Origin of the sequence: Sulfurimonas sp. (assembly GCF_034005705.1) — a bacterium.
In the GTDB taxonomy this organism is placed as follows: Bacteria; Campylobacterota; Campylobacteria; order Campylobacterales; family Sulfurimonadaceae; genus Sulfurimonas.
Genome location: NZ_JAVEUF010000008.1, coordinates 65607 through 91040 on the forward strand (window position 1 = coordinate 65607; position 25434 = coordinate 91040).

Annotated in this window: 24 protein-coding genes; 6 read left to right on the forward strand and 18 right to left on the reverse strand. The window is 40.4% G+C overall.

Annotation, left to right across the window (positions count from 1 at the left end; translation table 11 throughout):
• Positions 1–8: 8 nt before the first annotated feature.
• The 5 genes from RBR61_RS05850 to gltB form a co-directional block, all read right to left on the reverse strand.
• Positions 9–467, reverse strand: a complete 459-nt coding sequence (locus tag RBR61_RS05850) for a 23S rRNA (pseudouridine(1915)-N(3))-methyltransferase RlmH (protein WP_320342750.1) — start codon at positions 465–467, stop codon at positions 9–11.
• Positions 464–1027, reverse strand: a complete 564-nt coding sequence (locus RBR61_RS05855; RefSeq protein ID WP_320342751.1) for a thiamine phosphate synthase — start codon at positions 1025–1027, stop codon at positions 464–466. Before RBR61_RS05855 ends, RBR61_RS05850 begins: the two co-directional genes overlap by 4 nt.
• Positions 1027–1872, reverse strand: coding sequence for an acetyl-CoA carboxylase, carboxyltransferase subunit beta (gene accD / locus RBR61_RS05860; protein WP_320342753.1), 846 nt, complete (start codon positions 1870–1872; stop codon positions 1027–1029). Before accD ends, RBR61_RS05855 begins: the two co-directional genes overlap by 1 nt.
• A 116-nt stretch (positions 1873–1988) precedes the next feature.
• Positions 1989–3374 carry a glutamate synthase subunit beta gene (locus RBR61_RS05865; protein ID WP_320342755.1) on the reverse strand — a complete coding sequence of 462 codons (1386 nt, stop codon included), beginning with the start codon at positions 3372–3374 and terminating at the stop codon, positions 1989–1991.
• Positions 3375–3376: 2 nt separating this feature from the next.
• Entirely contained in the window at positions 3377–7816 is a 4440-nt protein-coding gene (gene gltB, locus RBR61_RS05870) for a glutamate synthase large subunit (RefSeq protein WP_320342757.1), read from the reverse strand.
• 179 nt (positions 7817–7995) lie between these two features.
• On the opposite strand from gltB, the gene recO reads away from it, so the two are divergent.
• Entirely contained in the window at positions 7996–8616 is a 621-nt protein-coding gene (recO, locus tag RBR61_RS05875) for a recombination protein RecO (RefSeq protein ID WP_320342759.1), read from the forward strand.
• 2 nt (positions 8617–8618) lie between these two features.
• On the opposite strand, the gene RBR61_RS05880 is transcribed toward recO, so the two are convergent.
• From RBR61_RS05880 to tpx, 5 genes are all read right to left on the reverse strand, one after another.
• Positions 8619–9833 carry an ArsS family sensor histidine kinase gene (locus tag RBR61_RS05880; RefSeq protein WP_320342761.1) on the reverse strand — a complete coding sequence of 405 codons (1215 nt, stop codon included), beginning with the start codon at positions 9831–9833 and terminating at the stop codon, positions 8619–8621.
• 3 nt (positions 9834–9836) lie between these two features.
• The gene (locus tag RBR61_RS05885) at positions 9837–10505 is read right to left on the reverse strand and encodes a response regulator transcription factor (RefSeq protein WP_320342765.1); all 669 of its coding nucleotides are present in this window, start codon (positions 10503–10505) and stop codon (positions 9837–9839) included.
• A complete protein-coding gene (locus tag RBR61_RS05890; RefSeq protein WP_320342767.1) occupies positions 10505–10879 on the reverse strand; it encodes a hypothetical protein in 375 nt (124 codons plus the stop codon). The genes RBR61_RS05885 and RBR61_RS05890 overlap by 1 nt, the downstream gene beginning before the upstream one ends.
• 67 nt (positions 10880–10946) lie before the next feature.
• Positions 10947–12701 (reverse strand): protein-disulfide reductase DsbD, encoded by a 1755-nt coding sequence (gene dsbD / locus RBR61_RS05895; RefSeq protein WP_320342804.1) that lies wholly within the window; start codon positions 12699–12701, stop codon positions 10947–10949.
• 35 nt (positions 12702–12736) lie between these two features.
• A complete protein-coding gene (tpx, locus tag RBR61_RS05900; protein ID WP_320342768.1) occupies positions 12737–13315 on the reverse strand; it encodes a thiol peroxidase in 579 nt (192 codons plus the stop codon).
• Between the two features lie 372 nt (positions 13316–13687).
• Between tpx and RBR61_RS05905 the strand changes: the two genes are divergently transcribed.
• Positions 13688–15145, forward strand: a complete 1458-nt coding sequence (locus RBR61_RS05905; RefSeq protein WP_320342769.1) for a methyl-accepting chemotaxis protein — start codon at positions 13688–13690, stop codon at positions 15143–15145.
• 31 nt (positions 15146–15176) lie between these two features.
• On the opposite strand, the gene RBR61_RS05910 is transcribed toward RBR61_RS05905, so the two are convergent.
• From RBR61_RS05910 to RBR61_RS05935, 6 genes are read right to left on the reverse strand one after another with little or no spacing between them, the layout of a single operon-like run.
• Positions 15177–15731, reverse strand: coding sequence for a methyltransferase domain-containing protein (locus RBR61_RS05910; protein WP_320342771.1), 555 nt, complete (start codon positions 15729–15731; stop codon positions 15177–15179).
• A gap of 12 nt (positions 15732–15743) precedes the next feature.
• A complete protein-coding gene (nspC, locus tag RBR61_RS05915) occupies positions 15744–16892 on the reverse strand; it encodes a carboxynorspermidine decarboxylase (RefSeq protein ID WP_320342773.1) in 1149 nt (382 codons plus the stop codon).
• A 20-nt stretch (positions 16893–16912) separates the two neighbouring features.
• On the reverse strand, positions 16913–17764 hold the full coding sequence (locus tag RBR61_RS05920) for an HDOD domain-containing protein (RefSeq protein ID WP_320342775.1): 852 nt from the start codon (positions 17762–17764) through the stop codon (positions 16913–16915).
• A 4-nt stretch (positions 17765–17768) separates the two neighbouring features.
• Complete coding sequence (locus tag RBR61_RS05925) at positions 17769–18953, reverse strand: saccharopine dehydrogenase family protein (protein WP_320342777.1); 1185 nt, start codon at positions 18951–18953, stop codon at positions 17769–17771.
• Complete coding sequence (locus RBR61_RS05930) at positions 18950–19561, reverse strand: 1-acyl-sn-glycerol-3-phosphate acyltransferase (protein WP_320342778.1); 612 nt, start codon at positions 19559–19561, stop codon at positions 18950–18952. The genes RBR61_RS05925 and RBR61_RS05930 overlap by 4 nt, the downstream gene beginning before the upstream one ends.
• Before the next feature lie 6 nt (positions 19562–19567).
• Positions 19568–20287 (reverse strand): DUF695 domain-containing protein, encoded by a 720-nt coding sequence (locus RBR61_RS05935; protein ID WP_320342779.1) that lies wholly within the window; start codon positions 20285–20287, stop codon positions 19568–19570.
• Positions 20288–20516: 229 nt separating this feature from the next.
• Here RBR61_RS05935 and RBR61_RS05940 point away from each other — a divergent pair, with 229 nt between their 5' ends.
• From RBR61_RS05940 to RBR61_RS05955, 4 genes are all read left to right on the forward strand, one after another.
• Positions 20517–21752 carry a porin gene (locus RBR61_RS05940; protein WP_320342781.1) on the forward strand — a complete coding sequence of 412 codons (1236 nt, stop codon included), beginning with the start codon at positions 20517–20519 and terminating at the stop codon, positions 21750–21752.
• Positions 21753–21940: 188 nt separating this feature from the next.
• Complete coding sequence (locus RBR61_RS05945; RefSeq protein ID WP_320342783.1) at positions 21941–22468, forward strand: FMN-binding protein; 528 nt, start codon at positions 21941–21943, stop codon at positions 22466–22468.
• Positions 22468–22941: a hypothetical protein gene (locus RBR61_RS05950; protein ID WP_320342785.1), complete on the forward strand. Its 474-nt coding sequence runs from the start codon at positions 22468–22470 to the stop codon at positions 22939–22941. The genes RBR61_RS05945 and RBR61_RS05950 overlap by 1 nt, the downstream gene beginning before the upstream one ends.
• Positions 22925–23371 (forward strand): hypothetical protein, encoded by a 447-nt coding sequence (locus RBR61_RS05955; RefSeq protein WP_320342786.1) that lies wholly within the window; start codon positions 22925–22927, stop codon positions 23369–23371. Before RBR61_RS05950 ends, RBR61_RS05955 begins: the two co-directional genes overlap by 17 nt.
• Here the strand turns inward: RBR61_RS05955 and RBR61_RS05960 are convergent.
• Positions 23336–24289 (reverse strand): FAD:protein FMN transferase, encoded by a 954-nt coding sequence (locus tag RBR61_RS05960; RefSeq protein WP_320342787.1) that lies wholly within the window; start codon positions 24287–24289, stop codon positions 23336–23338. The two genes, RBR61_RS05955 and RBR61_RS05960, sit on opposite strands and share 36 nt — an antisense overlap.
• A gap of 17 nt (positions 24290–24306) precedes the next feature.
• Positions 24307–25335 (reverse strand): bifunctional 3,4-dihydroxy-2-butanone 4-phosphate synthase/GTP cyclohydrolase II, encoded by a 1029-nt coding sequence (locus tag RBR61_RS05965; protein WP_320342788.1) that lies wholly within the window; start codon positions 25333–25335, stop codon positions 24307–24309.
• Positions 25336–25434: the final 99 nt, after the last annotated feature.

Genomic DNA, 25434 nt, shown 5'->3' on the forward strand with positions numbered 1-25434 from the left:
TACTTTCCTTATTTGTGATATGGGTGGTTGCTCAAAATTGAAAATCCCCTATAAATCTGCTCAAGCAAAACTGCTTTTGCAATCTTATGACTCATAGTTATATTTCCTAAACTTATAACGACATCGCTTTTTTTCAAAAACTCGTCCTCAAAGCCGTAAGCTCCGCCTATGAAAAATTTAATCGCAATTTTACCATCTAATAGCTTACTAAATTCATAACTATCGATTATTTTTCCATCAGGATGCAATATTACGTTAAAACCTTTTGATATATAAGGCTCTAAAAGTTTTGAATAAGCCTGCTTTGAAGCTTCAGGTGAGATAGTGTGTGCTTTTGTTACATCTTTGTTAAAAAGTTCCGTATCGTCTACTTTTGCAAAGCGGGAGATCATCTTTATAAGCTCTTTATAGAGTGGATCATAGGTAGAGCGCTCTTTTTTTGCTATTGAGACTATCTCTATATTCATAAAAGCAGTCCGCTTCCTATGACATGATATGTCACGTTAGAAAATTTATCGCTCTTCTTTACGCCGCCAATTGCCGCGACAAAATGTTTTGAGTGTGAGGCGATCTCATCAAGACTCTCGCCCAAGACAGCTGATATATCACTTTTTGTAGCAGTGCTTCTGTAAGCTCCGAGACCTATATAGTTCAAATCCATCTCATTTGCCTGCAGAACTTCCTCTTTACTGTGAGTTGAAATGCCCAGTATCTTATCTTTTCCAGTAACGCCTCTTAATATCTTTATAGCTTTTAAAGGGTCGGGGTCTATCTCTCTTAGATCCTCTTGCCCGACATGTACACCGTCGCAAAACTCTACAAGCTCATACGCATCGTTTACTATTAAAAACCCCTCATACATATTTCTGATCTTAATAAGCTGGCGTTTGATTAATTGTAAATCCGCACTTTTATTGCGGTACTGTATTATTTCCGCCTTTTGCTCTTTGGCAATGCGGATATACTCCTCTAAAGAGATAGCTCTCTTATCTAGAAGCTCCTGGTCACAGAGTGCGTAAAGACGCATTATGCAACTTTTAGAAGCGTTAGGAGGTCTGAGAGTGTTTTTTTAAGATTGTTTCTATTTACAACCATATCTATTGAGCCCTTTTCAAGCAAAAACTCTGCTCGCTGGAACCCATCAGGAAGAGCAGAGCCGATCGTCTGCTCGATAACTCTCTGCCCGGCAAAACCGATCAAGGCTCCCGGCTCAGCAATGATAATATCGCCAAGCGTAGCGAATGATGCACTGACACCGCCCATTGTAGGGTCAGTAAGAACGGAAATATATGGAAGGTTATGCTTTGATAGTTTTGCCAAAGCAGCGGAGGTCTTGCTCATCTGAAGCAGTGAAAAAGTACTCTCCTGCATTCTCGCTCCGCCGCTTGCACTAAGGATGATAAGTCCCTGTCTCTTCTCTATAGCACGATCTACCGCACGGACGATCTTTTCACCCTCAACAGAGCCTAAAGAGCCGCCCATAAAAGCAAAATCAAAGATTACGACTTGTGCAGGAACACCGTTCATCTCACACTCTCCGCTTACAACGGATGAAGTCTTGCCTGTTTTAGCCTCTGCATCTTTAAGTCTCTGTTTGTATGATATTTTATCTGTGAATTTCAGCGGATCGACAGGTCTTAAAGTAGAATCATACTCAACAAATGTTCCCTCATCTGCTAAAAGTTCTATTCTCTCTTTTACGCCTATTCTTATGTGGTATCCGCATTTAGGACAGACATGTCTTTGATTCTCGACCTCTTTGTAGTACATAAGGGATTGGCATGATTTACACTTTACCCAATGTGCGGGAGCTTCACTTTTAACCGGTTCTTTTATATTTTTGTTTCTAGAAAAAATGCTAAGTAAGTTCAAAAATTATCCTTTTTTATATATTATCGCGGGAATTATATCGAATTTATACTTTATTTTTATAATTTTTGATGATAGAAGGAGACGTATATGCAAAAAAAATGCATATACATAAAAAACTATTTAAGGAGTGCTTTTACTATACTTCTTGCAGCTTCACGCCCGTCATACGCGGCAGTTACTACAAGGTCGGCACCTCTATAGCAATCACCCCCGGCATAGATTCCAGAAGTTGTAGTCTCGTGAGTCTCTTCATTTATTATGATTCCGCCCCACTTGTTGGTATCTATGCCATTTTCAGCCAAGAAAGAAGGAGATTCAGGATCAAAACCAAGAGACATAATGATAACATCGGCATTTACCCTGTATTCGCTCCCTTTTAACTCCTCCATCTTTTGACGTCCGCTATCATCTTTTGCGCCAAGAGTAGTTTTGATCACTTCAACACCGACGGCATTGCCTTTATCGTTTAATATGATCTCTTTAGGAGAGACGAAGAATGTAAAGTCAACTCCCTCTTCCATTGCGTTTTTATACTCTTTTTGGCTTCCGGGCATATTGTGCGCATCACGTCTGTAAAGACACGTTACACTTTTTGCGCCCTCTCTCTTAGCAGTTCTCAGACAATCCATAGCAGTGTCTCCGCCGCCGATAACGACTACGTTTTTATCTTTGAAATCAAACTTTTTATCATAAGAGAGCTTGAAGTTCTTTCTTTGAATGGCAGTCAGGTACTCCATCGCTTTGTAAACATTTGGTGCCTGTTCGCCGTTTATAGAGGCTTTTTTTGCTTTTGTGGCGCCGATACCTATGAACATAGCGTCATGATTTTGAGCAATCTCTTCAAAGGTTATATCCTTGCCTACTTCGCAATTTAGCACAAGCTCCATGCCCGCCTCTACAAGAAACTTTATACGGCGCTCTATTATCTTTTTATCAAGCTTGAAGTTAGGGATCCCGTAGGTCATAAGCCCGCCTGCTCTGTCGCTTCTCTCATAAACCGTTACGGCGATGCCTGAACGCAGAAGATATGTAGCAGCAGAGAGCCCGGCAGGACCGCTTCCTATGATCGCCACCTTTTTATCTGTTGTAATTCCAGGAAAATCAGGCTTAAGCCCTGCTCTAAATCCCTCTTCCGTTATATGCGTCTCAACAGAGCCGATCGTAATTGCACCATGACCGTCATTTAGAGTACAGTCACCTTCGCAAAGTCTGTCATGCGGACAAACACGCCCCATAACTTCAGGGAACGGAGATGGTTCGTTTGAGAGTTTAAATGCAAACTCCAGATCTTTTTCGCTTACAGCTTTGAGCCACTGAGGTATATAGTTGTGAAGCGGACACTTGTTAAGACAAAACGGGTCTCCGCACTGGATACATCTCTCGCTCTGCGTTGCAGCTTCACTCTTGTCAAAAACTTCGTAAATCTCTCCAAAATCCTTTGTTCTCTCTACGACTAATCTTTTTTTTGCTTCTGTTCTTTCAATTGTTAAAAATTCTCTCATGATTAATCTCCGATCTCTAAGTTAATAGGCAGTTTAGTTAGATTTTTAGGTTTTACAAGCCAGAAGTTTCTCACCTCTATTCTAAAGTTGTCAAGCAGCGCTTTTGCCTTTTTGCTCTCGGTCTCGACAACATAATCTTTAAGAAGTTTTTTAAGGTAGTGTCTAGCCTCATCGGTCTCGTCCGTATCTATCCTTACCAACTCCACAAGCTCACGGTTCGCATTTTCGAAAAATTTGTGCTCCTCGTCATATACAAAACTGATCCCGCCTGTCATACCTGCACCGAAGTTTATTCCCGTACGTCCGAGTATCACGACCACACCGCCGGTCATATACTCACATGCGTTATCTCCGGTTCCCTCGACTATTGCCAGTGCTCCGGAGTTACGAACCGCAAATCTCTCTCCTACGCTTCCTGCAACATATAGCTTTCCGCCTGTTGCTCCGTAAAGACATGTATTACCGCCCGCAGCAAATTTTTCGCCGCTGTTTTTAGAGGTAACGATTATCTTTCCTCCGTGCATACCTTTTCCGATATAGTCGTTTGCGACACCGTTTAGGTAGATTGATACTCCATGGATCAAAAATGCGCCAAGAGCCTGTCCGCTGATACCACTCAGGTTGATGCGGATAGTATCGGAAGCAAGCCCTTTATCACCGTAGTACTCAGCTATCTCGCCGCTTATAAGCGCACCGAAACTTCTGTTTACATTCGTGATCTTTCTGTTGATCTTAACAGGATGCTCAGGGTGTTTTATGGCGCTCATCGCCTCTTTAAGTACATCTTTTTCAAATGCGTTGTCATCAAACGGAGGATTTGTAAGCTGCTGGCAGCTGTTTACCCCCTCCTCTTGATGTAAAACAGCGCTAAAATCGAACTTTTGAGCGAAGCTGTCATCTGTGACTTTTAGAAGATCGCTTCTGCCTATCATCTCCTGCATAGTTCTAAATCCAAGCTCTGCCATGATCGAGCGTATATCTTCAGCCAAAAGAGTAAAATAGTTTATAAGCTGATCTACATGCCCTTTGAAGAACTCTTGACGGAGTTTTTCATTTTGCGTGGCAATACCGACCGAACATTTATTGACGTGGCATATGCGCAGCATTTTACAACCTACGATAGTTAAAACACCTGTTCCGAATCCATAGCTCTCAGCACCCAGAAGTGCGGCTTTTACAACATCAAGTCCTGATTTTAGACCTCCGTCGGTCTGAAGCTCTACAACTCTTCTGAGGTTGTTTGCTTTTAGTGCGTTGTGCGCTTCGCTAAGTCCAAGCTCCCAAGGGTTTCCTGCAAACTTGATAGAGGTCAGAGGTGCAGCACCTGTTCCGCCGTCTCCGCCCGAGATTATGATCTTGTCCGCATAAGCTTTTGCGACACCTGCGGCAATAGTTCCGACACCGATAGTCGATACAAGTTTCACTGCGACTCTTGCTTTTGGATTTACCTGCTTAACGTCAAAAATAAGCTGTGCCAGATCCTCGATAGAGTAGATGTCATGGTGAGGAGGAGGCGAGATAAGCGTAACACCCGGAACTGTATGGCGAAGCTTTCCGATAAGAGGCGATACTTTATGCCCAGGAAGCTGTCCGCCCTCTCCAGGTTTTGCACCCTGAGCAACCTTTATCTGTATCTCCTCTGCACTTCTGAGATATGCAGGCGTGACACCGAAGCGCCCTGAAGCTACCTGTTTGATCTTTGAGTTTCTCTCTGTGCCGAAACGCTCAGGATCCTCTCCGCCCTCTCCACAGTTTGACTGCGCACCAATTGCGTTCATTGCGATCGCAATTGTCTCATGCGCTTCGGGACTGATAGAGCCAAGACTCATAGCTGCTGAGGCAAATCTTTTAAATATCTCCTCTTTAGGCTCGACTTCAGAGATGTCGATCGGCTTTCTGTCAGATTTTATATCAAAGAAGTCGCGAATGAACTTCAGACCTCTTTTGTTTACAAGGTCTCTTAGTCTCTCATAATCTTTCTTGCTTCCGCTGCTTGCCGTAGCATGGATCGCATGAATAACTTCAGGCCCGAAATCGTGATGTTCCTGTCCGCTGTAGAACTTATAGTATCCGCCAATGTTTAAAGGAAATATTTTATTAAAGCCGTTCTGCTCAAATGCCTGCTCATGATATCTTGTAAGTCTCTCATCTATATCACTGTAATCAAGTCCGTTAAGAGCCGAGTTTGATGCCCCAAAACACTCGCTCACTATCTCACGGCTTAGACCCATGACATCGAAAAGTCCTGAGTTTCTGTAAGATGCTATAGTTGAGATGCCCATTTTAGACATAATCTTAAGTATTCCCGCATTCAGTGAGCCATGAACTGCTTTTAGCGCTACATTACAATCTACCGTAATCGCATTTGATCTTTTAGTATGTTCGATAACGGTTTCGGCTAAGAGCTTAGGGTGTATAGCATTTGCACCATAACCGATAAGAACCGCTGCACTGTGAGAGTCGTATACCTCACAGCTCACAGCGACCATAGATGCCAAATGACGCACCTTTGCTTTTAACAGAGCAGAGTTAAGACGTCCGATAGCCATTGCCATAGGAATTATTTTATTCTTTTTGCTAAATTCGCTATCATCTAGAATAATGATTCTCGTACCTTCGTTTTTTACCGAATTTACGACATTTTCAACCAAAGCATCAAGCGATTTTTTCAGATCACTCTCGTATGCAGTTGAAAATGTTTTGTTGCGGTAAAAATCCTGATAGCTTGGCGACTTCTTATCTCCGAACGATTTTAAAATAGAGAGTTTCTCGCTTGTTATAATAGGAGATATAGATTTTAAACGGTGTGCATGAAACGGCACTTCATCAAGGATGTTGTGAACTTCTCCAAAGCCCGTGTTCAAGCTCATAACCACTTTTTCTCTGATAGGGTCGATCGGAGGGTTTGTGACCTGGGCGAACTTCTGCTTGAAAAAGTCGCTAAAAGCCCTCTGTTTATTTGAGAATGCTGCAAGCGGCGTATCATCACCCATTGATCCTACAGCCTCTTTGCCCTCTAAGATCATAGGCTCTATAACCTGCTCTATAACCTCATGAGTAACGTTAAAGTATCTCTGTCTTGCTATAAGCTCCTCTTTTGTATATTTAGGAGTCGACATATACTGATCCACCACATGCTCCTGCAGGTAGATCATATGCTCGTTCAGCCACTCCATGTACGGGTTTGAGCTCTTTAGGTAGTCGTTTATATCGCTGTTTTTGAATATTCTGCCGTTTTTAAGGTCAAGTCCGATCATCTCGCCTGACTGCAGACGGCCTCTCTCTTTTATATCCTTCTCGGGAATATCTACAACACCGTATTCACTCGCTATAAGAAGCGTATCATCTTTCGTGATTATATATTTTGAAGGGCGAAGTCCGTTTCTATCAAGGACACATCCTACATATCTTCCATCGGTTACGGAGAATGCGGCAGGTCCGTCCCACGCTTCAAAAACAGTTGAGTGGAACTCATAAAATGCGCGAAGCTCAGGGTCCATATGCGGAGCGTTCTGCCAAGCAGCAGGTATTACAGCGCGGACAGCTTTGAAAAAATCCATGCCGTTTACAAGCAAAAACTCAAAAAAGTTGTCTGCGGAAGCACTGTCTGATGATTTAGGCTGTAAAATAGGCAGTATTCTCTGTATCTCTTCATCGGTAAAGACTTCGCTCTTGATAGATTCGGACTTGATCTCTACGTTAAAACGGTTCCCCTCGACAGAGTTGATCTCTCCGTTGTGAGCAACTGCGCGAAACGGCTGAGCAAGCCTCCACTGCGGAAGAGTATTGGTTGAAAATCTTTGGTGAAACAGTGAAAACGAGATCTTGAAGCTCTCATCTTGAAGGTCTATAAAAAACTCTTTGATATGCGTAGGCATTACAAGTCCCTTGTAAGAGAGGACCTTTGAGCTCATAGAAGCTATGTAGAAATCATTGTCATCTTCAAGTTTATGTTCGCTCTCTTTGCGTGAGAGATATAAAAGAGCATCGAATCTATTGGTTGCCATTATGGAGTTTGGAGTAATAAATAGTTGAACGATCTTAGGAAGAGTCAGAAGTGCCTGTTCTCCAAGCGCATCTGTATTTACGGGAACAAATCTGCGAAGCACGACTTTTAGATCATTTTCTTCACATATATCCTCGATTACATCTAAGTTTTTAAGATCTTTTGTAAATACGCAGGCAACAGCAAACTGTTTTGGCAGTTCAATTCCCTCTTTTGAGGCCTCTTTGCGAAGAAACTCTTCCGGAAGCGAAAAAAGCAGCCCGCTTCCGTCTCCTGTTTTTCCGTCTGCCGCCACGGCACCGCGGTGCATCATTCTCTCCAATGCAGTTACGGCATCATTTAAAACTTTGTGTGAAGGTTTGTTTTTAATGTTTGCAACAAGCCCGAAACCACAATTATCTTTAAATGATCTCAATAAATCATGATGTTCAACCATATTAACTCCTAAATTTTGCAATTTTATTGAATTTTTTTACAAATTTAATCTCTTTTTAAAGAAACTTGTCCTATTTAGAGATTGGACTTGCATTATACATTTTAAAGGTTTAAAAAAATATAATATCAGTAGAATTTTTTTTAGAAAGTTTAAAAAATGCGTAGTAAAGAAGCAGAGAGATGCAAGGGTTTATTCTAAATCTTAATAAAGTCAAAGATGAAGATTTAATAGTCACTATCATATCAAGAGAGAACTTAGATACTCTTTATAGGTTCTACGGAGCAAGACACGGAGTTATAAACCTGGGCTTTAAGATCGACTATGAGAGAGAGGCTTCATCCAAATCGACCATATACAGATTAAAAGATGTGATACACATAGGGTTTAAATGGATAAACGACTACAAGCTGTTGAGATTGTGGCAAGATTTTTGCGCCCTCTTTTACAAACATCTCAAAGATGCCGAAGAACTCGATGAGTTCTATTTTGAATTGCTGGATAGTGCCTCAAAGAATTGGAACAGACAAAACCCGAAGAGAGTTGCGGTTGAATCATATATAAAACTGCTCAGGTATGAGGGAAGACTCCATAAAGAGTTTGAGTGTTTTTTATGCTCAACTCCGATAACAAAAGATGAGATATCGCTGATCCGCGCATTTCTGCCGACCCATAAAGAGTGCACTCATACGTTTAGCGTAAAAAAGGATGCTTTGCTGGAGCTATTTGAGAATGACTCAACGCTCTTTTTGAATGACGATGAAATAGAGAGACTCTGGTATATCCTGCTTGAAGGGCTATAGCCTTAAACTACTATCTCAAAAATATTGAACTTTCCATCATGGTAATAGAGAAGTTCAAAACCGTGTTTATCCATAATTCTTCTAACCAGACTAAGCCCCAGACCATACCCTGACTGATTTCTTGAGTTATCACCCTGCGTAAAAGCTTCGCAATAGTACTCCAAAGGTTTGTCCAAAACATCACCCACGCTTTTTACAGATATGTTAGTATCTTTGACAACCACATATACCGGTTTTTCGGTTCCGTATTTAAGCGCATTGTCAATCAAGTTCTTAAGAGCTATTGAGAGGTAATTAAGGTCCCCTTTTATCTCAAAGCTTGACTCTATGGTAATATCTACAAGATTTTCATCCTCTATGAAAAGCTTAGAGAGCGCCTCTCCTACAAGGGTATCGGAACTAAAGTTTTCGATGTTGAGTTTGTTTTGATTTGCATTAAGTTTTTCAAGGCATAAAAGCTCGTTAATCATCTCATCTATTTGAAAAAGCGCCTTGTTCAAGATTCGTTTGTACTTAGTATCTTCTATCATATCAAGCGCTATCTTTGATTTTGAGATAGGGGTCTTTAGCTCATGTCCTATGTCACGCAGCAGTCTCTGTCTGGATGTTATAAGGTCTTGAATATTCGATGCCATAGAGTTAAATGTCTTGGCAACCTCTCCTATCTCATCTTTACACCCTGTTTTAATTCTTAGACAGTACTCACCCTCTCCAAATTTTCTGATGATCTTCGATATATCCTTTAGCGGGTATACCATCTTTAAAATGATTAGACACAGCAGTATCAATATAAAAATATCAGCCACTATCATATAGTTTAAGAACTCTTTTTTCCCAAAATTGTTATCTTGTGAGAGATCGACGACCAGCATATCGTCATCCAGATATTTCATATAAAGAAGATATTTGTTCTCCTTGTCTTTTAATATCTTTATGCTTGAGAAATCAGTATTGTATTCATGAAGTATGTGTGACTTTTCAATATATCTTCCCTTATCCTCTATAACCTCGAACTTTAGCTCTTTTAGTCTCTCTTCCAAGCTCTTTTGATCGCTGTTTGACATATATTTAAACAGCTCTCCTGAGACGTGAATGTACTTGTCTCTAAGCAGCATCTCAATAGTATCTTTTGTTAGTTTGTTTATCTCTACCGAGACAAAGAACATCAAAGAGAATGTGATTAGAAAAAATATAATTACTTTGTAAAAAATAGACATCTGTTACCCTATAAATTTATAGCCTATACCCCATATAGACTTTATATATTGAGGATCTTTCGAATCATCACCTAGTTTTTGCCTTAGATTGCTTATATGCATATCTATCGTTCTGTCTTTGGAGCTGTACTCAATTCCGCACACCGCATTTGATATGGACTCTCTGGATAAAACCTTGCCGATGTTAAACAAAAAAAGATGCAAGATGTCATACTCGATCTTTGTAAGATCCAGTGCAAGCCCGTCTATCTTTATCTCATGCTTGTCTTCATCTATCTCGAAATTGCTTATAGTCTTGTTTTTGCTTGTTCCTCTTCTTAAGATCGCGTTGATCCTAAGAACAAGTTTTCTTGGTTCATAAGGCTTTGCCAAATAGTCATCCGCACCAAGATCAAAACCGAGTATCTTGTCTCCGATCTCGCCTCTTGCCGAAGAGATAATAATCGGAATTGCCGATATTTGCCTGATCTTTTTACATACGTCAAAACCGTCCATTTGCGGCAGCATCAGATCAAGGACGACAAGAGAGTATTTATCGCTGTAATTTTCCAGATGAGCAAGCGCCTCTTTTGGCTGAGTGAAAGCCTCTACATGCAATTCATAGTTCTCAAGATAGTCGCAGATCAGCGTCTGCATATCCAGATCATCTTCTATAAGTAAGATATTATGCATCACTTCACTTCCCAATCATCAATGTACTTTACAAAACTGATCCTCTGATCTATGCTCAAAAGAGAGTGCATTTTCGTAAGAAAGTTTTTCTCGATCTCTCTGGCCATGACATCTACGCTCTTATCAAGAGTCTCTATGTCATGAATACTGAGATGATCTTTTAAAAAAAGATCCTTTTTCTTTAGCTCTGTCTCATCTTTGAATTTTTTAAACTCTTTTAGCTGAGTTCTAAACTCAAACAGGATCTCTTTTGCCGCATTGTTTTGTTCTTCTGAGAGGTTTAGATGGGAGAGTTCTTTATTTATATGCTGAACTTTGTGATCTGCCATCAGCAGAGCAGATAGAGAAAATAGTAAAAAAATAATGTACTTCAAATTAAATGCCCCCTTTAACATAAAGTGACTATTTTAATACTTTTATTATTTAATACACCTTGTTTGGCTATAAAACTTCTTTAACTTTTCTTATATGTTCAATAAATAGCTCTTTCTCTTTATAGCCCGATAGTCTGTAGTTTTTTAACTCTTGTCTCTCTGTGTCAAAAAAGATAATGCCCGGAGGTCCAAAGAGGGAGAACTTTTTTAACATCTCTATATCGAAATCTGTATTGTCCGATACGTCGACCTTTATCCTCTCAAACTCTTCTACCTCCAAAGCGACATCTGCTCTGCTAAGGACATCGGCATCAAGTTCTTTGCAGTTTTCACACCATTTTGCGCTAAAGTAGACCATAACGGGCTTGGATGATTGACGCAGCTCACTATAGAGCTCTTTTGCGCTTATTGTTTTAAATGTTACTTCAGTGGCAGTTACTGAGCTCATCTTGCTTGAAGATACAAAAGGCTCAAGCGGAGTCTTGATGCTTTTTGCGCCGCCGATAGCCCCGACAATAAGAACAACTCCATAGATAAGAGCGAGCATGGAGAGAAGTTTCTTGAGCTGCTGCATTCTGCTTATATCTACACTTTTGATATTTTCAAACGGGTTCATAAATATAGCTACGGCGACAAGAAGAACTCCCCATAGCAGAAGTATTGTTTGCGCCTCCAATATTCTGGAGAGAAGCCAGATAGAGAAGGCTATCATCGTAAAGCCGAAAAAGAGCTTTACATCCTCCATCCAGATGCCCGGTTTTGGCAGAAATTTACCCGCACCAGCACCAAGCATAAGAAGCGGCACACCCATTCCAAGGCTCATTAAAAATAGAGACATACCGCCTAGAAGCTCATTTCCGCTCTGTCCTATATAGATAAGAGCGCCTGCAAGAGGAGGCGCTACGCACGGACCTACTATCAGCGCAGAGAGCACTCCAAGCAAGACTACGCTGTAGTATGATTTATCTCTGCCCCAAAGTGCTCTGTCGTTAAGAAAAGATTGTATCTTCTTTGGCATCTGGATCGTAAAAGTACCAAACATTGCCAAACTCAGTATGAAAAAGAGAGAACTTACCGTTACTATGATCCAAGTCTGCTGAAAAAATGCCTGTATATTGCTTCCAAGCGATGCAGCCAAAACACCTGCAAGTGCATAAACCACCGACATTGAGACAACATAAGTAAGAGATATTAAAAACCCCTGTTTCGTGCTAATGCTATCTTTTTTGGAGATTATAACTGCTGAGAGTATAGGTATAACAGGAAGCATACATGGAGTAAATGCGAGAAGAAGACCAAAACCGAAAAATGTTGCAAGTGTCAAAACTATACTGCCGTTTTGAAGCATATCTGCGATCGCATCCTGCTCGCTTTGAGCCTCTTTGGATTCTAACGATAAGATTGAATTCTCATCTTTGAGACTCTCTTCTTTAAAAAGTCTGTACTCTTTTTCAAACTTCTTTAATTCCGAACATCCGTCATCCAATGAGCATAGCTGATAGTTGAGTATGATCTTAAATTCGCTCTCACTATCTCCTTCAAGATTTGCCTTTATATTTACGTTATCAAAAAAAACATCCTGCTCTTTATGCTTTGTAGAATCAGGAAAGAATATACTGCTGATTGCTACGCCATCCCCTTTGACACTAAAATCTAGAGTCTCATCGAGAATATAGCTCTCATCTTTGAGGGAGATAATCAGATCAAAACTGTTTTTGTTTTGAGTAACGCTTATAGATGCCGAATCACTACTGCTGCCAAAAGCAATAATCGGTAAAAATATTGCAGTTAAAACAAAGTGTAAAATGTATCTCTTAAAAATTTACTATCCTTGTAAAACTATATATTTTTTATATACTAATTATGTGAACTTGCCGTTTTGATAGCCTGCATGATCTTTTTGAAATCAGGCTCATCACCGACATTTGGAACTATCTCTTGATAAACGATTCTTCCATTTTTACCGATAACGAACACTGCTCTGACAAGCAGTCCCTTTAGCTCACCGTCAGTTACTATTACGCCGTAATTTTCGCCAACTTCCCTGTAGGCAAAATCAGAAGCTATAGAGATGTTTTTAATCCCCTGCCCCTTACAAAAACGATCATCGGCATATGGAAGATCCATTGAAACGACAGTCATATCGACTCCGTCAAACTGCTTTATCTCATCGTCAAATCTTTTTGACTGTGCAGAACAAATAGGAGTGTCGATGGATGGCACAGTAGCAATAACCTGAACTCTATCGCTCTTTCCGCCGATAGTTTTTATTGAAAAATCCGGCTCTGTAACACGAGCAACAGGCGCTTTTGCACCAACTACAGGAAAGTTTCCTTTGACATTAACGACCTCCCCGTTATAGTTGATCGCAGCTTCAGCAGCAATCAAAGGTAGTGTTGAGAACACCATAATAAACAATAAAACTATTTTTTTCATCCGTATACGCCCCTTGGTATAAAAAAGTATCGGATTATAACAAATTATAAACTCCTAAGCAATTAAAATATAATAATTTTTTATGTTTTTTAAAATTTCATACACCGTTGTTATAACAATAGTTTGAAAACAATGGAGTTTTCGTCGGTTTTGCGCGTAATCTTAGGTCGAATTTAAAGCTATATCGAAAGTTTCTTTTGCTAAAATTGTGATAATTTTATAATAAATGGAGTACAAATGTTACTGTCAGTTAGATCTCGAATAATTTTTACAATTTTATTTTTTGCTGCCCTTGCTATCGGTTCTTTATATACTTATATATCCTATACTTTTAACAATTTCTCCAATAAAACCGCAAAACAGTCTCTTACTATGCTAAGTCAATCGATCTTTCAAACAGTAACACAAAGTATGCTTGCAGGTGACCCCCAAGTTGTTCAAGAGACACTTGATAGAGCAAGAAAAATTCAGGGTATTGAGTCACTGGATGTTTCAAAATCAGAACTTGTTTTAGAGATCTATAAAAAAGATGGTGAAACCTTTGCGGCAACCCCGATGGTTAGAGATGTTTTTGCAAGTAAAGAGCCTAAAACAATTGAAAAAACACAAAACAACCACCACACTATACAACTTCTAAATCCAATGATAGCAGACAAAAGTTGCACATCATGTCACTATAACGCAAAGGAAGGAGATATTCTAGGTGTCATGAATCTTGTTGTCTCTTTAGATTCAAATGACAAAGAGATCAATGACACAAAAATAGTCTTGCTTATTACGCTTGCAATAGCTTTTATAACTTTTGTCATTGTGATGAGCCTTTTCTTCTCAAAAGAGGTTATCGCACCGTTAGATGAACTTCGCTCACGAATAAGAGCCCTTGTTGATGGCGACAAAGATTTAACAAAACGAATTGAGGTTGTACGTGAAAACGAGTTTGCTCAATCTGCATATGCGGTCAATGATTTTGTAAGTTCTATACAAGATACAATAAATGACGTAAAATCTCTTGGAAGCAAAAATGTATCGATCGCAAACACGATCACCAATGCATCATCATTTATAAACAAAAGCATTGAAGAGGAGAGCATTATAGTATCTCATACTACGGATAAAAGCAGATCTATAAAAGAGATTCTTGACCTCTCTATTGAGATGGCAAAAGAGACACAGCAGAGAGTCTCACAGGCAAACGCAAATCTTGAATCTTCAAAAGAGGCACTAGGTGAACTGGTAAATGAGGTCGAGTCTTTTATTGAGATAGAACATGATCTATCAGACCAATTAATGCACCTAAAACAAGATGCAGACCAGGTTAAGAGCGTCCTTGTTGTTATAAAAGATATAGCAGAACAGACAAACTTACTAGCTCTCAATGCTGCAATCGAAGCGGCGCGAGCAGGCGAACATGGACGCGGTTTTGCCGTCGTAGCAGATGAAGTGAGAAAACTTGCAGAACGTACACAAAAATCACTTACAGAGATAGAGATAAGCGTCAGCACTATTGTTCAATCCATAAATGACGTAAGCGACAAAATGAATGAAAATGCACAAGGCATGCAGAGGCTTACAACGATTTCACAAGATGTTGAGCAAAAGGTGAATGATACATCATTGGAGATGCAGCACTCCATCGAAGTTGCCGTTAAATCAGTCGAGGATTCAAAAACGATGGTAAAACATACTGATGAGATAATTAATCAAATTGCAGAGATAAACGCTCACTCCTCTTCAAATAAAGAAAAAGTAATAAGCATTGAAAATGATTCCAAGAATCTGCTTGAAGTGGCTCATTTGCTAGATTCTCGTATTAACGAATTTAAAAGCTAAAAAAAGTTCTTGCATAATTGCAAAAACTATATTATGCTTTTTTAGCCACCAAAGAAGCGACTTTTATTCTCTCGCCTCTTAAATTAGTATCGATTTTCTCTTCATAGTAGATAACATCAAGCCCTATAAAAGAGTGCAAAAGCTCATTCTTGCGAAGCAGATAGTCTAAGTTCGTAGTAGGGAGATTAAAATCTCCGTGAGCAACTATAAAGGTCTCAAAAACCAAAACTCCGCCACTCTTGAGCGCCTCTTTCATCTGAGAGACCAGACGACGGTTCAGGTAGTTTACATTGACGATCAGGTCATATTTGTTAGGAGTCAGATTGTATTTGTCTAAATCCGTATCTATCTTTTTTATCGTCGAGCTGTTCTTTACACGCTCCAAAGCGTAGTCTGAAATATCGACCGCATCAACAAGAAAACCCAGATCAGCCAAATAGTGGGTGTTTCTCCCTGTACCGCACGCTACATCTATCGCCTGACCGACCTTGGCATGACCTATATACTTCTCAAGCAGCGGAGAGACCTCCTGCGGCATAGGATTGTCCAAATATCTCTCATTCCATCTCTGTTTATCTTCTTTCATAATACATCCCCCTTAAGATAATCTGTTTTTATAATCTTGATATCCAAACTCTTTTATAACATCAAGAGTGTTATCCTCTCTTAGTATAGCCAATGAAGGTAACTTGATACCGTTGAAAGTCGTGTTTTTTACAAAAGTGTAGTGGATCTGATCTTCAAATATCACCCTGTCCCCCACCTGCAGCGGCTCATCAAAAGAGTAGTCCCCCATAATGTCTCCTGCCAGACAGGTATTTCCGCCAAAACGGTAAGTATGCTTTTTCTCTCCGGCTTCGCCGCTTCCTCTAACCATTGCACGGTAAGGCATTGCAAGCGTGTCAGGCATATGAGCTTCTGCCGAAGTGTCCAAAATAGCTATATCCATACCATTGTGCACAATGTCTAAAACTGTGCTGACAAGCACTCCGGTCTGCCATCCCACCGCTTCACCAGGCTCCAGATAGACATCAACATCATACTTTTCTCTGAACTCTTTTATGATGCGGATAAGCTTATCGACATCATACCCTTCTTTTGTTATATGGTGGCCTCCGCCGAAATTGATGTATTTCAGCCCTTTAAAATAGTTTGAGAATTTTGCTTCAAAGGCCTGCAGCACATCCTCCAGCGCATCGACGTCCTGCTCGCACAGAGCGTGAAAATTGAGTCCGTCAACATACTCCAAAACCCTCTCATCGAAATTCTCAAGCGTAGTGCCCAGACGGCTGTATAGTCCACATGGATTGTAGATATCTTTAGGCGAAGAAGACTGCTCCGGATTTATTCTCAAAGAGAGACTGATATCCGAGTCTATCTCTTTTACTCTATCGTAATATTTAAAAAGCTGATTCGGTGAGTTAAAGACAATATGGTCGGATATGCGCGCGATATCTTCGATATCTTCATCTTTGTAGGCTGGTGAGTATGTGTGGACTTCCAGATTCTCATCATCTTTTGCAAACTCCTCTCTAGCCAGCAATGCCTCATGCAGTCCGCTTGCTGTGCACCCTTTTAGGTACTGCTTTACAAGATCGAAGGTGCTCCACATGGCAAAACCTTTAAGAGCCAAGATTATCTTAGCCCCGCTCTCTACTTGAACACGGTTTAAGATCTCAAGATTTGCACGAAGCAAAGACTCTTCACACATATAATAGGGTGTTGACGGCCAGTTAGAATTTTGCATAATCTTCTCCACGCTTTTTGCTATTTTTTTCTCATTCTGTTTATTAGAATTTGGTTGTACTTCTCTTTTACTCTTAAGGCTATATGCTCAAAATCACCAGCGTCAAGCCCCATCTCTTCAACTATTTCGCAAGCCTCTTTTATTGACTCTTTTGTCAAAACGTTTCTCGGATTTACGGCAGTTCTTATAACATCGAGCGAATCTATATACGATTTGACTTTAGGACTTACTTTTGTCTCAAAATCAAGCCCTTTTAATATCTCTACATAGAGAGGCTCAAGCATCCAGTGCTCAAAAAGAAGCGCGCTTAGGTAGTATGTCGTAGTTCCAAGCAGGCTGTACTCATACTCAATGACATTTTTTGCGTTTCTATAGCCTATCTCAAACTTCTTTGCATAGTGGCTCTTTAGAACCTCGTTTGCCAATACCAGTTTTCCGGTCTCCATTATCAGTGCCAAAGGAGACATAAACTGGGCATGTCTGAGGTCCACTCTGGAGTACCACTGCATCATAAGAGTGCTTTGAAGCTGACATATATCGTTAAATCTTTTATTGTCAACACCGTATATCTCGGTATCTGTTTTTAGCTCTTTGTCGACTGCATATTTCAAGACCAGACCGTATATCTCATCTGTCCCAAAAAGCGTAACAGCCTGAGCGATCGAGGCTATCTTTCTTGAAAAGCCGTATATCGGAGCGTTTATCATCTTTAGGATATTTGCAGCGAGTGCAGCATCATCCTCTATAACCTTTACAAGTCTTATAATATCGATATTTTGAGAACCGCAGCTGTATATCTGCCTTATAATAAAAGGCGTATTTGATAGCGGCGGCAGAGACTCTATGTTCGATATTACATGCTTAAAGGTCATATTTTTACGCTTCTAGCTCTTTTATCTGCCAAGGCAGCCCCTGTGTATTCATCTCATCCATAAAAGGATCAGGATCCATCTGCTCCATATTAAATACTCCTACTCCGCTCCAGATGCCCTTTAACATAAGTTTTGCGCCTATCATGGCAGGGACGCCTGTCGTGTATGAAACGCCTTGAGAGTTTGTTTCTTTATAGCACTCTTCATGGTCTTTAACCTGGTAGATATATATCTTTCTCTTTTTCCCGTCTTTGATTCCCTCTGCGACAATACCGATGTTTGTCTTGCCTTTTGTGCGAGGTCCCAAAGATGCAGGATCTGGAAGAAGGGTTTTTAAGAACTCTATAGGAACTATCTTCATACCCTTGTGCTCAACCGGCTCAATTCCCAACATGCCGACATTCTCCAAGCACTTCATATGCGTCAGATAGCTCTGCCCGAATGTCATAAAAAATCTTATGCGCTTAAGCCCTTTGATATGTTTTACAAGCGACTCCATCTCTTCATGGTAGAGAAGGTAACTGTCTTTTGGACCAACCTCAGGATAATCCCAAACCTGCATTATCTCCATCGGCTCAGTCTCTATCCACTCGCCGTTTTCCCAATAGCGCCCTTTAGAAGAGACTTCTCTTAGATTGATCTCAGGGTTGAAGTTTGTTGCAAACGGATATCCGTGATCGCCTGCGTTACAATCCAAAATATCTATGGTATGTATCTCGTCAAAGTAGTGCTTTTGCGCATATGCACAAAATACGTTTGTCGCTCCCGGGTCAAAACCACTGCCTAAAAGCCCCATGATGCCTGCTTCTTTAAACTTCTCATCTCTTGCCCACTGAAGCTTGTACTCAAACTTTGCCTCATCCGGATGTTCATAGTTCGCAGTGTCAAGGTATGGCGTCTTAGTAGCTATACAAGCGTCCATGATTGTCAAGTCTTGATACGGAAGTGCAACATTAATAAGAATGTCGGGCTTGCACTCGTTTATAAGCTTTATCACTTCATCGGTGCTGTCGGCGTCAACAGAAGCCACTTCGATATTTGCATTTGGAAGCTCATCTTTTATCTCTTGGCATCTGCCTACTGTCCTGCTTGCTAATACTATACGACCAAAAACGTCTGCATTCTGTACACATTTATGCACTACGACACGACCTACTCCACCTGCACCGATAATCAATGTTGTTCTCAAATCTTCATCCTTTTCAATTTTATAACTCTCTGCCTTAATTCGTCCGCCTTTATCTCATGCGAGATCGGCTTTCCGAAATAGAGAGTGATCTCCCTTTTTTTCAAAAAGCATCTTTTTGAATCGCCCTTATGCCTTGCAAAAAGACTTCCAAAAACTCCGTCTATATGAAACGGAACAATGACCGCACCGTTTCTCTCTATGTATTCATATCCTCTGTAAAACTTTGCGATCTCAGAGCTTCTGGATATTTCGCCCTCGGGAAATATTGCTATTATTCTACCATTTTTTAATCTCTTTGAGGTTTCAATAAATGAATCTTTTGAAGCTTTTTTTGAAACAGGAATAAGCTCCGCCATCCTAAAAGCCCAGTTAAATAACTTCCAGTTGTAGATATCTTTATCTATTATGTAGTTGATTCTTTTCTCTATGGGCAGCTGGAGTATGAACCAGTCTATCCAGCTGACATGGTTGCCCAAAAGCATAACCGCCCTGTTCTTTGGAATATTTTCCAACCCGACGTAGTTGAATCTATACCTTATTTTAAAAAGAAGCTCAAAGAGCTTCCATACAGCCATGATAAAATAACTTTTAAAACTTGCTTTTTTCACGTCCGACTAATCGTCCTTTTGCGCCAGTGTGGTGCTCCAGCCCTCATAATAACCATGCTCTGTTTTTATAAGAGAGTATAGCTGTGCTACTACTTTTTCAACCTCTTCTTCAGTAACAGGATGTTTTTTAACAACTGCTACTCCGTGCTCGAACTCTTCGCTGCTTATGTCATCTTTAAACTCAAATCCGTGCTCTAGCGCGTTTTTGACGAAGCGCTCTTTTTGTGTAGCCGTATCAAACGACACATAGTGCTCTACATCTCTTGATATAGAGAGCTCATCGCCCTCTTCTTGAAGCAGAAATATTATCTTTTGGCTCTGAATATTGTGAAACTCCAGCTCGGTAGGAAAAAGATTTTTAGCATAATAATCCCACTTTGCATCTTTTACCACGCTGCTCTCATATTTGTACCCGCTATCTTTTAACATCGCAGCACAAAGCGCTTCAAGATTTTTTGAATCTCTTGCATAAAAGTAGAACTCATGCCAACCCTCACAAACTCTCTCTCCTACATATTTTGCCATCTTCTGATGCTCTAAAGAGATAATTACGGACTCTTTTAGTTCCAAAAACTGCTCAAAAGCCAAACCGCTATCTTCTATATTGTTTGGTTTTACAAACAGACTGTACAACCAAGGATAATTATCTTCATAATCCTCTACATCAACCTCTACTTCTATGTTAACCTCTGCAGAATCTTCCACTCTGCTAAATATCTCTCTCATCTGCCATCTTCAACTGGATTTTTACTTATTAACTTTATTAAAAACTCAAAACTGACTCGCTTAGTTTTGAGTTTTATTAGAAGTTTATTATAACAAACATAGCTGAAAATAGCTCTCCAAGTGTTTCAATAATGATTATCATTTTAATATTCAATTAAGGAAAATTAATCTACAATTCTGCATATTGATAAACGATAATGCTTATCAAATTCAATTAACAGGAAAGAAGATGAAACTCTATAAAAACAAATTGGGATTAAGTATAGCTGCGGCAATTATGTTAACAAGCAGCTTACAGGCTGACACTGCTTCGGACATTGCAGAGTTAAAAAAAGAGATAGCAGCGCTTAAAGAGCAGACTAAAACATTGGCAGATGAGACAAGCAATCTGCAGATGGGCTTTAACTACACGACCGTAGATAGTGAGAAGTCGCATAGCGGGCTCGCTGCTGCGGCATCAAAGGTCTACTACTCAAAATCGCCTTTGAGTATCGGCGGTTACGGCGAGATGTACTACTCGCACACAAACAAAGAGAGCGGCTCAAACAGCTCTAAAGTTGACGTATACAGGTTTGTTCCATATATAGGCTATAAGTTTACGGACAATATCCTGCTAAACGTAGAGCTTGAGTTTGAGCACGGCGGAGTTGCAAATGACGGAGGTGCTGCAGAAGGCGGAGAGGTTATAGTCGAGTTTATCTATCTTGACTTTTTGATAAACGAAGCTGCAAATATCAGAGTCGGTAATATGTTGATGCCTTTGGGTCTGATAAACGAGAGACATGAACCCACACTTTTTACGACAGTTCAGCGACCAAACACCGCAAAGCAGATCATTCCGACGACTTGGCATGAGAGCGGCGTAATGGTTTACGGAGACGTATTTGAAGGGCTGGAGTATAAAGTTATGGGAGTTACTGCCCTAAATCCGACCATAGACAGCGATACAAGCTGGCTAAGAAGTGCGCGCGGCGGCTCGTTTACCAACAATGATCCGAAACTAGGTTTTGTAGCAAGGCTTGATTATACAGATATAAATGGGCTGCTGGTTGGGGCTTCGGCTTATATGGACTCAAAGATAAATATGTTCGACATTCACGCGGACTATAAGGTAAACGGCTTTAGAGCATACGGCACATACGCCGAGGCGAAACGCTCGGACGCGCTAGAGTTGGCAGGTGCACTATCTCAGGTAAAAGCAAAAGGCGGCTACTTAAATCTTAGCTACGACCTTTTAAACTTTAGTTCATCTAGCGATAAACTGCCGATTTTCGTTCAATATGAGAGCGTTAATCCTGCCGACAGGCTGACCGATGGAAGCTCGCTTGATTCTACCGATACGACGACATTCGGTATAAACTATTTCCCTCACGAGCAGGTAGTTTTAAAAGCGGACTATGCTATGCAGAGCAAAGACGGAGTTGATTCCGATACGTTTAGTCTCTCAATGGGATTCATCTTTTAACTTATGTTACGCGCTGAAACGAACTTGTCCGTTTCAGTGGCAGGGACAAATGTCCCTACACCCCCTAAAGCTACGAAAAACAAGTTTTTCGAGAATTTCAAGATGCTTAACGCTCTTATTGACAAAGTTCATTGACAAAAAAAATTTTATTTTATACAATCCGACAAAATCAGGAGGCCCTATCTGCTATGAGAAAACTTTTACTTTACACACTTATATTTTGTACTTTGCCGCTGAGTGCGAAGATGCTTATCTCTCCCATTGATGCGATGAAGCAAAACTATGGGGCAAAAAGTAAAATAATCGAAGAGAGCATCATCCTTAGCGGTGCTGAGGCAAAAAAAGTTCAAGATGCATCACAGGTAAAACTGGGCACTAAAATATTTAAAGTTTTTAAAGCCGTTGAAGATAGCAAAACTCTCGGTTACGGAGTTTTGATCAACAGAAAGATACGCTCAAAGAACGGAGTCGTGCTATACATGATATCGTCCGAGTCTGTTTTAAAAGGCATTGAGGTGATAGCTTTTAACGAGCCTATGGAGTACGTGCCTTCTAAAAAATGGATGAGTCAATTTGAAAATGTAGATACTCAGACATCACTTATGCTCTCCAAAGATATTCCTACTATTACAGGTGCGACGCTGAGTGCAAAAAGTTTTGTGGACGGCTCGAGAATCGCTTTTGCCATCTACAATGAGCTGTTAAAAGGCAAGTAGTGAAGTTCACCGTTATAAAGAACCTTCAAAAAGATAGTGCTATGAGCCTTATACTGAGAGGCTTTCTTATTTTTATACTTCTGTATCTTATCTCCGACATCTTTGTGATGAAGTCAAACTTCGGCATCTCGCCAGAAGCTCTGAGTGCAACGCTTTTTGGAGATGAAGAGGCTTACATAGACCCGATGAACGAAGCATCCTTTTTGGAGTTTTGGCACACGCAGATATTTTTTATAATGATGATCCTGCTCACCCTTAGCTCCATTTTTATAAGAGTTGCGAAAAAAAGCAGAGCCGTTCTTACAAACACCCTTATGATAAGCGCCATTTTATCGCTTGTATCGCTGGCTTTGGCTTTTTATCTCTCCAGCCTTTTTGTAAACGTATATCTTATAACCTATTTTCTCTGGCATCTTGCGGCTCTTTATATGATCCTCTACTCATTTTGGAAGTTAAATGCAAGAAGCGTATAAGCTCTCCATCCTCTACTACTTGGCATTTTCTCTGCTTCTGATAGTTAGTGCGGTTATGCTTTTTGAACATAAGATAGGCTTTAGCTATAGCGCGGTTTTAGAGTACTACGTCGGAAACGAAGAGAGATTCATACCTGCCCAAAGTGCAGGAGGAATTTTAAAGATAGTATTGCCTCATATCTTCGTATTTGGGCTTTTTGCTATGGTGCTTTTGCACTTTTTGGTATTTACGAAGCTAAGAGGGGAAAAGAGCCTGCTTCTTCTCATCTACGCTGCATTTGGCGTGGCTATGCTTGAGGTATTCTCGCCGTTTTTGATAATAAACGGATTTGAATTCTTTGCATATATAAAACTTTTTTCTTTCTTTGCTCTGTTGGCAATTATCTTATATATCTCATGGCTGCTTTTTAAGAGCATCTCCTATGAGTAAGTTCTTTGCATACTCTGATATATTTTTGCTAACAACCAGCTCGCCATCACCCTGCATAACTATATAGCCAACTCCTAAGCCATCCATAAACTCATAAGCCTTTTTGATCGGCATTACGCTTGCCGCGGTCGCATAGGCATCAAGATCACTGCTTGATATATCGCCAACAAGTGTTATGGATACAAAGAGGCTCTGCGGCCTTTTGGCTTTTGGGTCTATTAAGTGGTTATTCTTGGTTGAGATAACGTATCTGTTATAGTTTCCGCTGGTAGTGATGCCAAGGTCATCTTTTGTGGTCTCAAACGAGAACAAAACGTCATCCTCCTTGAATGGACTTTGCACCTCTACTTTGCACACAGATAGACATCTTATATCTCCGCTTGCCGCTATAATGGTGCTTTTTGCATCTTTGCTTCTAAAGAACTCCGCTGCCTTATCCACGCCAAACCCTTTTCCCATGCCGCCGAGATCTAATTTTACGCCCTCTTCTAAAAAAGCCTCTTTTTCGTTGAACCTCAGAGCGCCAAAGGAGACATTCGCACCAGAGAGCTCAGCTAAAGAGGCAACACGCTCATCCTCTCCGAATCTGTATAGATCTTTTGTGATCGAACCTACCATAATGTCAAAATATCCATCTGTTACGGCATAGTAATTTTTACTTAAAGAAAGTGCCTCATAACTAAAAGCATCAAGCTCTGCGTGTCGGTTTTTGTTGAGCTGGTATATCTTTGCATCTGGATCGTAAGACGAGAGCGACTTCTCGACCTTTTTGATGATCTCAAATCCGTCTGTTATGAGGTCGGCATCCCTCTCGTCTGCCGTGATAGTAACAAATGTGGACATGATAACCTGAGTTCTAGATACCGCTTTGGCATCTACAAGAAAGAGAGTAAGTAAAAAGAGTGAGAGAAGCTTCAAGAGAGTTTAGATATCTGCTAAATATCTATAACCTCGTTTATCTCTAACCCAAAGCCGCCAAGTCCTACAAACTCGGTCGCTTTCATGGAAGTCAGCAGGTTCATCTTTGAGATGCCGAACGATTTAAGTATCTGCGCGCCTATTCCAAACTCTTTCATGGCAGCGTTATCATGATGTGTAGGCTTGTTTATGAAGATCAAAACACCGCTGTTTTGTTTTAGATAGTCGATAGATGAGATAAGGTTGCTGTATTTTTTCTGGTTTAAAAGAAGTTCCATATCCGGTATAACATTATGCACTCTTACGTTTGCCACAGATGTTACGCCATGAAACACTATTGCAGTATGTTCGATTTTGTCATGATCTGCAAATGTGTACTTCTTTACTTTTGTGCCGAAAACCTCAATATCTTCAACTTCAAGCTCGTTTACAAGCCTCTCGTTTGCAAGACGGTACTCGACAATATCCGAGATAAAAACAGTTTTTAGATTGTGCTTTTCGCCGAATATATCAAGATCGTCACGGCGTGCCATAGTACCGTCCTCTTTGATTATCTCACAGATAACCGATGACTCGCTAAGACCTGCAAGGCGGCATAGATCTACAGAGCCTTCCGTATGACCGGTTCTTACAAGAGTTCCGCCGTCTTTTGCAATAAGAGGAAATATATGTCCCGGCTTTACGAGCTCATCCGCGTGGCTGATAGGGTTTGCCAATATTTTGATAGTATCATCCCTCTCCTTCGCCGAAATGCCTGTTAGAGCATTTTTTGCATCCACCGAGACTGTAAACGCCGTCTCATAAGAGGATGTATTTGAGCTAACCATCGGGTTTAGTTCAAGTCTTGTAGCGATACTTTTGCTGATCGCAACACAGATGAGCCCTCTTGCGTGCGTAGCCATAAAGTTTACGTGAGCAGGTGTTGAAAAAGCAGATGCATAGACCAGATCTCCCTCGTTCTCTCTATCTTCATCATCGATCATAATGACCATGTGACCCTTTTTTATCTCCTCAATCGCTTCTAATACTCTTTGTGTAGGTGTCATATATACTCTTTGTTTTTAATACCGCAATTGTATAGAAAAGTTGATTAATTTTAGTTCAAACCATTTTTGTAAATTTGGCTGGGCTTTTCTTGACAATGA